At 41.3% G+C, this 15327-nt stretch carries 11 protein-coding genes; 10 read left to right on the top strand and 1 reads right to left on the bottom strand.

The genetic code is table 11. From position 1 onward, the window contains the following. Positions 1-106: 106 nt before the first annotated feature. From EAH57_RS06855 to EAH57_RS06815, 9 genes are all read left to right on the top strand, one after another. A complete protein-coding gene (locus EAH57_RS06855; protein ID WP_121929389.1) occupies positions 107-3280 on the top strand; it encodes a TonB-dependent receptor in 3174 nt (1057 codons plus the stop codon). Positions 3281-3468: 188 nt separating this feature from the next. Beyond that, positions 3469-4260 carry a Slam-dependent surface lipoprotein gene (locus EAH57_RS06850; RefSeq protein ID WP_121929388.1) on the top strand — a complete coding sequence of 264 codons (792 nt, stop codon included), beginning with the start codon at positions 3469-3471 and terminating at the stop codon, positions 4258-4260. A gap of 80 nt (positions 4261-4340) precedes the next feature. After that, entirely contained in the window at positions 4341-5828 is a 1488-nt protein-coding gene (locus tag EAH57_RS06845; RefSeq protein ID WP_121929387.1) for a surface lipoprotein assembly modifier, read from the top strand. Between the two features lie 9 nt (positions 5829-5837). Further along, positions 5838-6752: an energy transducer TonB gene (locus tag EAH57_RS06840; RefSeq protein ID WP_121929386.1), complete on the top strand. Its 915-nt coding sequence runs from the start codon at positions 5838-5840 to the stop codon at positions 6750-6752. A 34-nt stretch (positions 6753-6786) separates the two neighbouring features. Then, the gene (locus tag EAH57_RS06835) at positions 6787-7383 is read left to right on the top strand and encodes a biliverdin-producing heme oxygenase (protein WP_121929385.1); all 597 of its coding nucleotides are present in this window, start codon (positions 6787-6789) and stop codon (positions 7381-7383) included. Between the two features lie 111 nt (positions 7384-7494). Then, positions 7495-7920, top strand: coding sequence for a YbaN family protein (locus EAH57_RS06830; protein ID WP_121929384.1), 426 nt, complete (start codon positions 7495-7497; stop codon positions 7918-7920). Positions 7921-8101: 181 nt separating this feature from the next. Beyond that, positions 8102-8449, top strand: a complete 348-nt coding sequence (locus EAH57_RS06825) for an iron transporter (protein ID WP_121929383.1) — start codon at positions 8102-8104, stop codon at positions 8447-8449. Between the two features lie 4 nt (positions 8450-8453). After that, positions 8454-10148: a PepSY-associated TM helix domain-containing protein gene (locus EAH57_RS06820; protein ID WP_121929382.1), complete on the top strand. Its 1695-nt coding sequence runs from the start codon at positions 8454-8456 to the stop codon at positions 10146-10148. Continuing rightward, entirely contained in the window at positions 10145-10480 is a 336-nt protein-coding gene (locus EAH57_RS06815; RefSeq protein WP_121929381.1) for a DUF3325 domain-containing protein, read from the top strand. The genes EAH57_RS06820 and EAH57_RS06815 overlap by 4 nt, the downstream gene beginning before the upstream one ends. 102 nt (positions 10481-10582) lie before the next feature. Here the strand turns inward: EAH57_RS06815 and EAH57_RS06810 are convergent, their stop codons facing one another. Then, positions 10583-14053 carry an indolepyruvate ferredoxin oxidoreductase family protein gene (locus EAH57_RS06810; protein WP_121929380.1) on the bottom strand — a complete coding sequence of 1157 codons (3471 nt, stop codon included), beginning with the start codon at positions 14051-14053 and terminating at the stop codon, positions 10583-10585. 204 nt (positions 14054-14257) lie between these two features. Between EAH57_RS06810 and EAH57_RS06805 the strand changes: the two genes are divergently transcribed. Further along, positions 14258-15214 (top strand): LysR family transcriptional regulator, encoded by a 957-nt coding sequence (locus tag EAH57_RS06805; RefSeq protein WP_121929438.1) that lies wholly within the window; start codon positions 14258-14260, stop codon positions 15212-15214. Positions 15215-15327: the final 113 nt, after the last annotated feature.

Here is a 15327-nt window from a genome sequence, read left to right as displayed (position 1 = left end):
TCCACTTTTTTCTTACTTGTTCGTCATAGTAAATAGAAGCAATAAATTTGGATCATTTTAATTATTTGTGTTGAATGATTCTTATTTCTATTTACTGGGGTGTGTAATGGAAAACTTGGGAAATGGCCAGCAACAGAGAAACAGTCTGTTTCGACTATCAAAGCTTGCGCTTGCAATCTATACCGTGGGAATCGGGAGTTTAGCCTTACCGTTACATTCTGCATATGCAGCAACGACAAATGCCAAATCTTATGATATTTCAGCAGGTACATTGGCAAATGTGTTAAATCAATTTGCAGAGCAATCAGGCACTTCGATTGCAATCGATGCACAACAGTTAAAAGGCAAAAATAGTACTGGCTTAAAAGGAAGTTACTCTACAGAGCAAGGCTTTCAACATATTCTCATGAACACAGAATTTTATGCTGTGAAAGTTGGGCAAGGCTATACACTCACAAAAAAAGCACCACCATTAACGGCCAATCAAGTTGCTTCAGTTTCTCCTATGAGTGATCAGCGCGATTCAATGAATGAAGCCTCAGCTCGTTTAGCTCCCATCGTTGTCTACGGTCAAGAAGATCGTGATACACAAGGCTATAACAAAGTTTATGATGCAAATCATTCTTCAGTTTATGCAGGTAAAGAATATGTAGAGCGTTTTAAAGGTACAAATCCCGCTGATGTATTACAAGGTATGGTTGGGGTGTATAGTGGTGATGCTCGGAATAGCGGCGCACTTGATCCAAGTGTTCGCGGTGTGCAAGGTGTTGGTAGAGTACCATTAACGATCGATGGAACAGAGCAATCGGTCGCTGTTTGGCGAGGGTATAACGGTGTTAACAATCGGAACTATATTGATCCGAACTTGATCGCTGGGATCGAGGTCATCAAAGGACCTTCACTAGAACGTAATGCCACAACATCTGTTGGTGGTGGGGTGTTGGTAAAAACACTTGAAGCTGATGATATTGTCCGTGCAGGAAAAACCTTTGGTGCTGAATTAAAAGTAGAAGGCTCAACAAACTCAATAGATCCATCGCTACCCGACATGAGTAAAGTGGGTCGTGATTATAGTGAGACAACACCATGGATTGAAATAGATCGCGCCCGATATGATCCTGATATTTACAAGAAAAATAGAACCCGAAAAGATAACTCTAATTTCTCTGGCGATGATTTGGCCGGTCGACTTGCACTGGCAATGAAACAAGATCAATTCGATTTATTGGCTGTTTATGCTGTTCGTGAACGTGGCAACTATTTTTCAGGAACACACGGTGCGGGTTATTACAAACGTGCTGAACCCAATAATGACAATTTCGATTTTATTCCATATTTTGCACATGCTTATAAACCGGGTGATGAAGTTCCAAATACATCTAGCCAGATGGAGTCTTGGCTTTTCAAAGGGACCTATCGACCTACAGATTTCCAAACCTTAAAACTCACTTATCGAGATACTAAAAATAAATTTGGCGAAATCATGCCATCTCGCATTCAATGGGGAATAACGCCTGATTTGGGTGTACCTCAATGGCCCCTGAGTGATATCCGTTCAAAAGCATATAGTTTAGAATACAAATTTAAACCTGAAAGCAATCAGTGGGTCGATTTTTATGCCAATGTTTGGCAAACCGATACTGAAAGTCAGACTTATACTCGTGGTGGCTGGCCAACCACGATAGACTTTCGTGATAACAAAATTATTAATACCGCAGTCAGTCATTCAGATAATACCCGTAAGGGCATTACAGTGAGCAATAAAGCACATTTGACTGATCAACTCGATTTGACGCTGGGTGGAAGCTTCTTAAAAGAAAAGCTGACATCTGATGATGTCTATGGTGATCATGGTTCAAGCTATTCTTTATACCAAGCCTTGCCTCGTACAGGCCGTAGAGAAGAGAAAACATTTGATTTTAATTTTAATTATCGTCCATTGTCTTGGTTAAGCTTCGATGCGGGTATGCGTTACCGTTCTTATTGGGCTTTTGATGACTTCTTAAATAAATCAATCCGTGATGGGCTTGATCCTACGCTAAATCCATTATTTACCAAGAAAAATAGACTCAAAGAATATAGTTTTGAATATCGAACCATGCCTGAAAATTATAATGCTCAGCAGCAGCGCATGATTAACCTACTATCGCAACGCTATGCAACGAGCAATCCTGATTGGGATGGTCGCTTAGAGACTGTACCTGCATCAGAGACAAATTTATATAGCCGAATTTGGTCACAAATCAATACGTTGACATGGAAAGCAGATCAAAATGGTCATTTGGCTTTGGCTGACAACATTTTGGATCAATTGAACGCTTTAGATCAGAAATATGTAGTGATTGGAAATGGCTTTAAGCCCGCTGTAATTGAACAAGTTCCAATTGAATCTGTAAACAAAGTTAAAGATAGTGGTTGGGCGCCTCAGTTAAGTGCAGCGATTCAACTGACCGAAAATAACCGACTCTATGCACGATATGCTGAAGAATATCGTTTGCCGAGTTTGTTTGAAAGCACTGTCGGTTTTTCAGCAATGATGCCTTATCAAGCTGTTAAACCAGAACATGCTTTTAACTATGAAGTGGGTTATGTCTATGATATGCGTGACTGGTTCAGTTCAGCACGCAATGCTGACTTTAAACTGGCGTATTACTACAACAAGACCAAAAACGTGATTGAGCGAAATCAAAATCTGATTTTTACCAACATGGATGAGCAAAAACTTTCAGGTTTAGAACTGCAAAGCCGTTTTGACAACGGTGCTTTCTTCACAGATTTAAGTTTGGCTTATAACCTCAAAAATGAAGTCTGTGATAGCAATAGTGCGATTGACAGGATGATCAATAGTGGCACTGTACAAACAGATCATGGCATTCAATTCCGTGATGCTTACCAACGCTGCGTCGATGACGGCTTTCCCAATGGTTATCTGGTGACAATGTCTACACCAGAACTCAGTGCACATGCATTATTCGGCGCACGTTTCTTTGATGAAGCGCTTGAACTTGGGGCACGTGCAACTTTCTATAAAGGTTATGAAAGCCCGCTGCGTAAAAACAATGATGATAGCGTCAATAAAGGCTATTACCTCAATGTTCCTTTGGCTTGGGACGATACATGGATTTTCGATGCTTATGCACGTTATCAAGTAGATACCTATAACACCGTTGAGTTTGTAGGAAATAATCTTTCAAACCAATTTTACATCGATCCACTTACTCGGAGTGCAATGGCCGCACCTGGTCGCACCCTTAAAATCAGTTGGACCACTAAGTTTTAACTCAGAATTTAATTCCTGCTTTTAGTGAGTTGGGATTAGATAGGCGTAAATAATAGATTTGAATGATTATTATTTACATAACTAAAAAGCAGTTTTATAGATTCAACTGCTCATACAACGACATGATAACGATAGCGTTATCCTCATTGAAACAATAACTTATCTTCAAATAAATGGAGTAACAATAAATGAAAATCTCTCAACTGTTCATCGGTCTGGTCGCATGTTCTGCTGTATTTTCTCATGCAGCTATTGATGGTGCTTCTAGCAATGAAGCGAACATTCGAATTGGTGCGGCTGCAAATGCTAGCCATCCAGACGGTGCAGCAGCAATATCTATAGAAGCGGCAGGCGCACCATACAATGCATTTACAGGTTTTAGTTCATTAAAAGGCTTGGCACAAGCATTTGCCGCACAAGGTACCAGTAATACCAATGTCACAGTGGGTAGCAAGAGCTTTAATATTTCACACATTCCTGTATCGGCTATGCCACCTTCACATAGTGCTTTAGGTAACTTTAATTTTGGTCAGGTGGGTACGCAGGAAGTATATTTTGGTGAGTGGTGGAAGGCTGGCGATACAGCAGCGAGTGCGAGCCATACGGTTTATTATGCGGGTGACAATAGCAATACCACCGTACCAACAGCAGGTACTGCAACTTATACCGTTGCAGGGATTAATGGATCTGCGACGAATCTGTTAACTGGTAATTTCACTGCGAATTTTGGTACGGGGACGCTTGAAGGTTCTTTAAATGGAACAGGTACAGCGGTTTCAAACTTAACATTGAATGGTGTGACATTTAATCCGGGTACTGCTGAGTTTGCTGGTGCAGCAAGCGCCAATGGTACAGCTGGGTTAAATAATACAGGTATTGTCCAAGGGCATTTCTTTGGTGCAAATGCTGCGGCTTTGGCAGGTATCGCCGAGTTTAATAATGCATCTTATAACACTGCATTTGGCGGTGCGAAAAACTAATCGTGGCGAGAGGAATCTACATTTGTAGGTTCCTTTTGTTTTTATGCGTTGATGATTTTACATTTTGGTTTGCGGTTGATATGAAACGAACATTGCTGTGTTGCTTGGCTTTATGGGGAAATACATCACTCTATGCGGATGATGAGACTCAACTTCGACTAAATCAGAGCCTAGATCAGCAGTTATTACAACAACAGCGTTCACTTCAAGCACAAGGTACGATTCGGAGCACTGAAAAGTTACCTGAACTCCAAATCAATGGAAAAGTCTATGTCGTAGAGAAAAATCAAGATGATCTAGCCAAAGCGCTATATCTCACTGTTATGCAAAAACAATGGGTAAATGTTCAAATCTATTTAGTGCATTATCAAAACTATCCTGAGCATGATCAGGCTTTAACTGATTTTGCAGAAGGAGCATTGGCACGTGCTCAGGGACAACTAAAACTGGCTGAACAAAAATTCCAAAGCAGTTTAAATAAACAACCGAACAATCTGATTTGTGAACTCGAGTTAGCGCGTGTGCTGTTTGAACAACAGAAGAACAAAGAGGCAGCACACCTTTTTTTTTCGATTCAAGATAAATTGAAACAAAGTGATCACAGTGTCATCCCACCAGAAGTACAAAAAACGGTTCAGCTTTTCGTCAAAGCGCTTACTCAACGAGATACATGGCAAGGTTCTATTGCTATAGGTCCTACATATGCGAGCAACCTAAATAGTTCGTCAGAACAAAGTAAAACTTGGACGCTGTATGGCATGGATAAAGATGGCAACATTATCCCAGCTAAAATTACACGAGGAAGTCCAAAAACAGTTTCAGCAGAAGGCTTGGATTATGATGCAAGTTTGATCAAACGTTTTTCCATTAAAGAAAATCATGGCGTTGCACTACGTGCTCTAGCTTATGGACAGTCTTACGATAACCAAAGCAATTATAATGAATCCACCCTCAACGTTAATGCAGGTTATAGCTATTACGATTTAAAAAACCAAATTAATTTCAGTCCACTATTTGAACACAGACGTTATGGCAACGAGAGTTTGTACGATGCTTGGGGCGGGCGGATTGAATGGATGCGATTTATTTCAGGTGATAAAGCACTCAAACTTGAAGCAGAAATTAAAGATTTTGATTACCACACTTATAAAACCCTCAATGGGCAAGAGCGTTCGGTACTGGCGACTTTTTGGAAAATTTTACCAGAACAATGGACATTCTTTGGTGGACTGGATGTCCTCGATCGTTCGACACAAGAACAATATACCGCGGCTTACCAGCAACAAGGAATTCGTCTAGGTATAAGTAAACCATGGAATATTGGAATTAATACAACATTATTAAGTTCTTATCGTTGGCGACAATTTGATAAATACGCAAAGGTTTATGAAGCAAGACGACATGATTTTGAACAAAATTATACGTTTGTTGTGCAAATGCCACGCTTCAAATTTTATGGTGTAACACCGAATTTAACGTATCGTTATAACCACAATGATAGCAATGTGGACTGGTTGTACACTTATGACAAGCACAATGTCAGCCTGAAACTCGAACACCGTTTCTAGGAGTGGCTGATGAAATTAAAAAATCTATCTCCAAGTTACAAACAACAATTTTCTCGCTTCTCTGAATTACCTCATCATCATTTCGGGAAATGGGGCGTTGTAGGTACGGTCATTCTTTTGCATATTGCAGCATTGTGGTTGCTCAGCCATCTGATAGAACCGTATACATTGGATAGCGCACCTAAAGTGAATGCATTAAAAGTGCATTTCGTTTCATTGTCCAGTGCCAAACAATCATCACCACGATCGCCTGGACAAAGTGCTGTTGCAATCAAGTCAGAGAAGCAAAAACGAAGCGTATCAGAGAGTTCAAATGCAACTGTATCATCCAAACCCGTTGAAAATACTCGCACACTCAGCAGCACACATGCTGATCGTGTGATATCAGATAGCCAGCCAAAACATAATCATAAAAATGAGCAAGCTACCCCAACTCAAGTATCTGTAGATTCAAAGCCATCCCTGAATAAAGATCTGACCTTAAAAACAAAAAAGATCGAACAACAGCTCACATCGGAGCAAAACCCAAATGTATCAAAACAACAAGGAGAGAGCCATTCCAACGCTGGTGGAGTGATGACACCCGCGACACAACAGGAACTTGCACGTGCTCCAGATAGCCAAGTCGCCCCAAATGAACCATTACAAGTGAGTCGTGTAGATGTATTAAGTTTTGCAAAACTAAGCTATGAGGATCGTGAACTAAAACAACAAGATCGCACGGTTGAACTTCGTATACGTATTAATGAAAACGGTCAGGCGACAGATATTCAACTACAACAAAGCTCAGGCATCAGCAGCTTGGATCAACGTGTCATACAAGCTGCACTTAAATCAAAATTTAAACCTTATCAAGTGAACGGTCGAGCAGTGGCCGTGGTCGTGGACTTCCCAGTCCAACTTAAACTCAGTCGGAATCGTTGAACCATCCATGCTATCTATTTTTAGGAGAAAGAAAATGAATGCAGCAACAGAACAGATGATTGCTAATCAATTGTCCCAACGTTTAAAACATGAAACCGCAACTGAACATGAGCGTATGCACAAACTGATGGCTGAAGCAGCGGTATTTTCGAGTAAAGAGCGATATACACAATTCACCTTGTCACAGTACTACTTTCAAAAAGAGATTGAACATCTTTTCGAAAAACAAGGGGTGGCGGAACTCATCCCAGATTTAGGGATTCGTGGACGCTCTCAACAAGCACTTGCAGATTTGCAAGACTTGGGACTACAACCCAAAGGTGAACCTTTACAAAGTAAAAATATCGAAATGCCTGAAGCATTAGGCTGGATCTACGTTTCGGAGGGTTCAACTTTAGGCGCAGCCTTTTTATTTAAAGAAGCACAAAAGCATTTAGGTTTTTCTGAAACTTTTGCTGCTCGAAACCTTGCTGCCTATCCAGAAGGTCGTGCCAAGGTGTGGAAACGTTTTGTACAAGCCTTGGATGAGGCAGGCTTTGATCAGTCTCAACAAGACCGTGTGATCCAAGGTGCATTAGATGCTTTTGGATATTTTGGTCATGCACTCAACCGATTGGATGAATTGCACTAAATCTTTGAGAAGCAATTTTTATTTATCCAGATTGGGGAAATACAAAGCAAAGATTAGAAAATTCTCAAAGCACTTAACTCATCAAACTATGCCTAACTGAGTATGAAACATATGGATCACACAGAGAATAAGTTAAATATGGAACTGACTTCCTCACCACCATCAGAAAGTAAAGTCGCACGTTCGATTTGGTGGCGCATGTTATTTATATGTCTCGCTTGGTTATGCATTGCACTGGGAATAGTCGGGATTTTTATTCCGGGTTTACCAACTGTCGATTTTATTTTACTGGCAGTTTTCTTTGCGGCGAGAGGATCAGAAAAACTTCATCAATGGTTGTTAAACCATCGTTTTATCGGTCCCATCATAAAAGAATGGAGGGAAAATCGTCGCATACCGAAAAAAGCAAAATATATGTCAACAATTAGTATGAGCATAGCAGCAGGAGTGATGATCTGGACGATTCCACACCCTTGGTTTGTCTATCCAGCTATCGCATGTATGTTCATGGTATTGATCTGGATGTGGAGAAAATAGTTATTTTATTCATTCAAATAGATGCAATTTCATTTATTTAGAGGAAAATTAAATCAATTGCAAATGATAATGGTTGTCATTATTGTTATTTTTAATTGTTTTGTGTATTCTTCAAGCACTTTTTAATAATAGATTAAGGTGGGGATGATTTAGGATCATCGCCACTCCTGTTGGTATTGCTATGACTATTGAAGCGTCTGTTCCCTTCGTTACCACGAAAAGTGTCTCCAAAAATCGAATTCAACAATCATCATTGCTTAAATATCGCTTGATGATTTTTTCACGTTTTGTACTGGCGATTTTTGGTGCTTATTACCTTGTAGCCATTGCGGTGATGCTGATTGTTTTTTTATTTCCCTCAGAGCCTTTAAAAGCCAATGCTGTTTTAAGCGTCACTATGCTGGCTTTTATCATTCATTGTGCCTTGTTTGTATGGATATTCATGGTCAAATCGACGCTTAAAGTCTGGCTAGCTGTGGTGTTGCCGAGCGTCTTGATGACATTCATCTATTTATTGTTACAAGGGTGACATCATGCGTGTCGATAGTAAAAATGAAGGTCCACGTCAGTCGATGTCATGGTTGCATACTTGGACAAGTCTACTTTTAGGCTGGTTGTTATATGCAGTATTTTTAACAGGTACACTCAGCTTTTTCCAAAATGAAATTACCGTTTGGATGAAGCCAGAACTACATCAATCAGTGAATACCGCTTCACAGCAACAACAGCTCAGTCATGCCTTAACGTATTTGAATCAAAAAGGGCAAAATGCAGAGAGTTGGAATATTCGTTTTGCCAATGAAAGACAACCCGCCATTATGCTGAATATCCGTCAAGCAGGTGAGGAGCGACGACGTGGTGGAGAGATTTACTTAGATACTCAAACAGGTCAAGAGATTAAGGCTAGAGAAACAAGAGGTGGAGCTTTTCTCTATCGTTTCCATTTTGAGCTATATGGCATGCCGCGTATTTGGGGACGCTGGATCGTAGGTGTGGCAACATTATTTATGTTTGTTGCCATCATTAGCGGGATTATCACGCATAAAAAGATTTTCAAAGATTTCTTTACTTTCCGACCTGCCAAAGGCCAACGTTCATGGCTTGATGGACACAATGCGACGGCTGTTTTTGCTTTGCCTTTTCACATCATGATTACTTTTAGTGGTTTATTGCTGCTGATGCATTTGTTTATGCCTTGGGCGATGAATACACATTATGGCGATGTGCGAAGTTTCTATCAGATTCTCAATCAACCTGTTGCTCAAACACCTGAACAAGCCCGTTTACTGGAAGAACAAAAACAAAAAGGAATGCTGACAGGACGAGGAAGTCGTGGTGGTGGTCGTGTTGAATCAGGACAAGAAAATAAGCCTGTCGAGGCAGCAGAAATGGTTAATTTAACTGCGTTGACGAAGACTGTTCAACACAGTTGGTTAAACAATCCCATCTCTTCGATCAGGGTCAATAAACCCAATACTGCAGAAGCCGAAATACAATATAACGCTACACGTACCACAACGTTAATGGATCGAGAAAGTATCCCGTCATTAAAATTCAATGCGGTAACTGGTCGAGAAATAGACGAGGCGAAACCTGTCAATTCGACTCCAAAAGCGATTTATACCTTAGTGACATGGTTACATATGGCACATGGGGTAGATTCAGTTTTACGTTGGTTGTTATTTTTATCAGGCGTGTTAGGTACGATGATGATCGCTTCTGGACTTATTCTATGGGTGGTTAAACGCGCACCTGATGTCCAAAAATTGGGGTATAAACCTGTCGGGCATCGTGTAGTTGAAGTCTTAAATATTGCAGCGATTACAGGTTTACCGATAGCCTGTGCAGCATATTTCTTCGCCAATCGTTTGATTCCAGCTCAAGTTATTGAACGTTCACCGATTGAAATTAATGTGTTTTTTATCGCATGGTTGTTGTGTTTGGTCCATGCTGCAATTCGTCAGCATCGTCCTGCATGGTTAGAACAACTTGCTTTAGCTACGGGAATGTTTTTATTCATTCCAATACTCAATGTCTTAACTGGAGGTATGCCACTCTGGAAAAGTATCTATCTTGATCAATGGATGATTGCAAGCTTTGATCTGGTATCGATCACTTTAGGACTGATCTTTATTTACGCTTACTACAAGCTAAAACGTTATCAAGGCTTACCGATCAAGAAAAAAGCGCAGCCTAAAAACAAGACTGCACAGGAGTCTATAGAATGACTGCCTTGTTATTGTGGTGTGTTTGTGTGGTTGGATTGTCGAGTCTGGCTTGTGCGATGGCGAAGCACCAACGTGAGATTTTCTCAAGTCCAGTCAGTCAACGAAATTGTCGTTTATTTCAAACTGTAGGTTGGGGCTTGCTCATTATTTCTGCGGGATTCACTGCATATTTTAAAGGCATTTCAATTGGTTTGTCAGAATGGCTAGGGTGTGTCAGTTTTGCAGCTTTGGCGGTCGGATTGTTATTGACCTATTCGCCTAAAAAGATGTTGAAAGCGAATGCTATGGTCGCAGTGCTGTTTCTGATTTTATTGGTTATACACTTGCTATAGCATTGATATATGTATGTCATAAACAAAGCGTTAAGAGCTTAGCTTTTAACGCTTTGAATTTTTCTTTTATAAAGTCGTCATATCAACTTTATTTATATTTCCTTATTTTTTGAGTGCTAATGACAACTCATCCCAACGTTGCATCGCTGTCTGCATTGCTTGGGTTTTAATATGACCAAAGCCACGTACTTCTACAGGTAACTGAGCAATTTCCTCAGCGACAGTTAAGTCATATTTTTCAGGTGAAGCAATCAGTGCTTCAACAAATGCGATATAACGATCACGCCAAGCCTGTTCACGTCTGCGTTCTTCATGACGTGCAAATGGATCGAGGAAGGTTTCCCGAAGCAACTGCAAACGAGCCAGCAACATCATTGGGAAACGAATCCAGTATCCGAAAGCACGCTTACGAATATTTTGATCAGCACCTAAAGTCGGTGGAGCAAGATGGTAAGTTAAGCGTAAGCCTTTACCAAAATGGGTTTCAATCGACTCTTTGAATTTTTTACCTGTCAAAAGACGAGCGACTTCATATTCATCTTTATAGGCCATGACGCGATACAGTTGTGTGGCAATGGTCGCGGTCAATTCTTCTGGTAATGCTTTCGATGCTTGTTCGACCAAGCTACGATACTTCATCGCATAAGCTTCATTCCAATAGTCAACCAGACGTGATGAGCGATCTACGATTAATTCAGCCAATGTTTCAGGCTTTTTAGTTTTTTGCATGGCTGCAAGCAAACGTGGCGCTAAACTTGGATCACTGGCAAGATGACACCCAATGCGAAAAGCCTCTAGATTCTTCTCCACGGCAGTGCCATTGAGTTGAATTGCTTTTTCAATGCTTTGACGTAATAACGGTATACGACCTGATTGCCATGCCATACCCAGTAATAATTGATTTGTAAAGATGGCATCACCGAGCACTAAAGTTGCGATGCGTGTCGCAGATAGTGATACCAGTGTGCCTTTGTGGGTACGACCACGTAGTCGATCAACTAAGTCACTGATTGGTGCATACCAGTCACGTGACTCGATAAAGTCAGAAGTTGGGGAAGAATCTTCATTCACGATCACCACCGCATTTTCTTTTAAACGAGAAAGTACTGCGCCACCACCAGCAACCACGGCATCTGCACCGATTAAAAGATCACATTGACCCGCTGGAATCTTGGTTGAAGAAATTTGATCATCAGAATTTGCGACTTGGATATAGGAATAAACCGTACCACCTTTTTGAGCTAATCCAGCCATATCCATCACGCGTGTAGCTTTGCCTTCTAGATGCGCGGCCATACCAAGTAGGGCACCGATCGTCACTACACCTGTACCGCCAACACCACCCACCATAATGCGACTTGGAATATCATCAAGCACGGGAATCACTGGTGTTTCTGGCCAGCCTGCAGCGATGCCTTCAAATTTCTCAGGACGTTTCATGGCGCGAGTATGCACAGTGACAAAGCTTGGGCAGAAACCCTCAACACAAGAAAAGTCTTTGTTACAGGTACTTTGATTGATCTGACGTTTTGTTCCTAAAGCTGTTTCCACAGTTTCAATGGATAAACAGTTCGATTTTTTAGAACAATCACCACAGCTTTCACATATATCCGTATTGATATATATACGTTCGGCTGGATCAGGATAGGCATCACGTTTACGACGACGGCGTTTTTCACTGGCACAGGTTTGTACATAAATTAGCGCAGTAACACCTGAAATATCACGTAATTGACGTTGAACCGCATCTAGTTCATTTCGGTGGTAGATTTCCACATTTGGCGCAATCTCTTCCTCTGCATGAATCAATTCAGGTTCATCTGTGACAATCACCTGTTTCTTTATGCCTTCCGCAGCTAACTGTCTGGTCAGTTGCGCAACACTTAAATGACCATCGACATGTTGCCCACCAGTCATGGCAACTGCATCGTTGTAGAGAATTTTATAGGTAATATTAATTTTTGCGGCAATCGCTTGGCGAATCGCCAGATAGCCTGAATGAAAATAGGTACCATCACCGAGATTTGCAAAAATATGTTTTTCATTGGTGAAATGCGATGCACCCGCCCAACTAACACCTTCGCCACCCATTTGAGAATATGTTTCTGTACCACGATCAAGTGAGACCGCAATATAGTGGCAACCAATACCACCTAGCGCACGACTACCTTCAGGCAGTGTGGTTGAGGTGTTATGCGGACAGCCACTACAGAAATAAGGTTTGCGCTCAGCAAGATCGATTACACGGCGAGATTCTTGCTCTGCTTTATGTAATAAGTCCGCTTTATTCTGAATTTGCGTTCTTAACGCTTCTGGTAAATCGAGTCCTAAGAATCGAGCAGCTAGCATCTTAGCAATTGGTTCAGGCTGGAATTCATAATGACCAATGAGTGGTGCTTCTTTGATCGATGTACTCCATTCACCTTTGCCATCACAGGCTTTACCAATCACACGAGGGCGTTTGTCATCTGGCAGAGAGTAGAGCTCATCTTTGATTTGGGATTCTAGAATTGGGCGTTTTTCTTCAACCACGATCAGCTCTTGTAAACCTTCAGCAAACTCGCGAATGCCTTGAGGTTCTAAAGGCCAAATCAATTCAACCTGATAAACACGTAATCCGAGTTGTTCAGCCGCTTCACCTTCAATCCCTAAAATACGCAATGCCTCAATCGTATCTAAATAAGCTTTGCCACTGGCAGCGATTCCGATACGCGCATTTTTGCATGGCAAAGTCACACGGTTCAATTTATTGGCGCGTGCATAAGCCAATACCGCAGGTAGGCGATATTTATAGAGTCGTTCTTCTTGTTGTATGCCATGATCTGGCCAACGGATATTGACACCACCCTCAGGAAATTGGACATCTTCTGGGATAATGGGTGTTACGCGGTCTAAACCAACCTTGACTGAAGCAGAGGTTTCTACAATTTCACTCACCAGCTTCATCGATGTCCAAACGCCTGAAAAACGAGACATCGCAACAGCATGCACACCCAGATCAAGAATATGTTGCACTGATGTTGGATAGAAAATAGGAATACCACAGCCAATCATGACATGTTCGGATTGATGCGGAACAGTAGAAGACTTACAGGAATGGTCATCGCCAAATAGGGCAACAACACCACCATGTTCAGACGTACCGGCTAGATTGGCATGGCGAAGTACATCACCAGAACGATCAACACCAGGACCTTTACCGTACCACCATGAGGTGACGCCATCATATTTACCTTGGCCCGCGAGGTTGGCTTGTTGAGTGCCCCAAATTGCAGTCGCAGCTAAATCTTCATTTACACCTGGTTGAAAGACCACATCATGATCTTTAAGTAAACCGCCTATTTGCCAAAGGAAACTATCGTAATTACCAACAGGGGAACCACGATAACCAGATATAAAGCCTGCAGTTTGATAACCGTTTAAAGTATCCCGACGTGTCTGAGCAAGGGGCAAACGAACCAATGCCTGAATACCAGTCATATAAGCAGTACCGTCATCGCTTATATATTTATCCTCAAGGGACACATCCTTTGTAGCAATCATTCTTGGAGTAAATTTTGTAGCTATATTCATTTATGTCTCCTTAATATTTTTAGTCGTTCGTGCGACTTTCTTTTCTCAACATCCGAGTTGAAGCTTGGAGCAATTGACATACGAAAAATTAAAATGGGCTGAGCGTCTTTGAAAAAGGGCTGGCTCAATGTATGTACATATTTACCATTGTGGATGATCTAAACTGGTGCAACAATGCGTAATTTAGGAAAAGATATTTACGTTATGCGCAAAAATCACGAGGGCGGACTGTTGCATGCAATGCATGCTTTCCTGAAAGTGATCGACAGTGGAAGTTTTACCGCAGCAGCTGAGCAGATGGATCTGACCACGGCACAGGTCTCACGTTTGATCAGTGAGTTGGAAACACGCTTAGGAATTAAATTACTGCAACGCTCTACCAGACAGCATGCGTTGACCGATATTGGTGCAACTTACGCAGAACGCTGTCGACAAGTAATTGCAATGATTGATGAGGCAGAGGCGGAGGCAACGGGGACAGCCACAAAGCCAAAAGGTCGATTACGTATCTTGAGTATGGCAAGTTTTGGTCATTACTACGTTGCACCAGTCATGGCAGAGTTTTGTAGAACTTACCCTGAACTGACTGTTGAATATCGTACGTCTCAAAATGCCCCTGATCTTTTAGCGAAAGGGATTGATGTCAGTCTTTATCTCACTGAATCTTTGACAGATTCAAGATTTGTTTCACGTCGTATTGGTACTATATTTTCAGTGCTCTGTGCATCACCGACGTATTTGAAAAAACATGGTATACCGCAGTCACCAGATGATTTGCATGAGCATGCCTGTTTACGTTTAGTGAATCCATCCATCACAGCACAATGGCATCTGGTCAGTAAAAGTAGTTGCTCTTATCAAATTGATATTACAGGACAATTAATTGCAGATACGCCAGAGTTATTGTTAGATATGGTTCAACAAGACATGGGGATCGCGCTTTTACCCATGTTTACGGTAATCGAGGCTGTTCGTGCGGGGCGACTTTGTCACATTTTGCCAGATTGGCGTTCTCCAGATATTGGCGTTTATACCTTATTACCATCCCGACATTTTATTGATGCCAAAACACGAGCATGGTTAGACTGGGTAGAACAGCATATTGCCCCAAAAATAGAGGCGGATACCTCTTATTTTTATCAATTAACCCATATCGACTAAGTCTTTATCAGGAAATAAAAACGCCCAATAAAATGCTTCATAATTAAAAAGTGAGAAAATAATAAGATTCAAATGCTCCTTCAACATTTAATTGTGGAGCATTGATTCAACTG

Source organism: Acinetobacter sp. 2JN-4, assembly GCF_003687745.1.
Classification (GTDB): domain Bacteria; phylum Pseudomonadota; class Gammaproteobacteria; order Pseudomonadales; family Moraxellaceae; genus Acinetobacter; species Acinetobacter halotolerans.
Note: the sequence above shows the minus strand (reverse complement) of the source record. Positions and strands in the feature narration are given on the sequence as shown.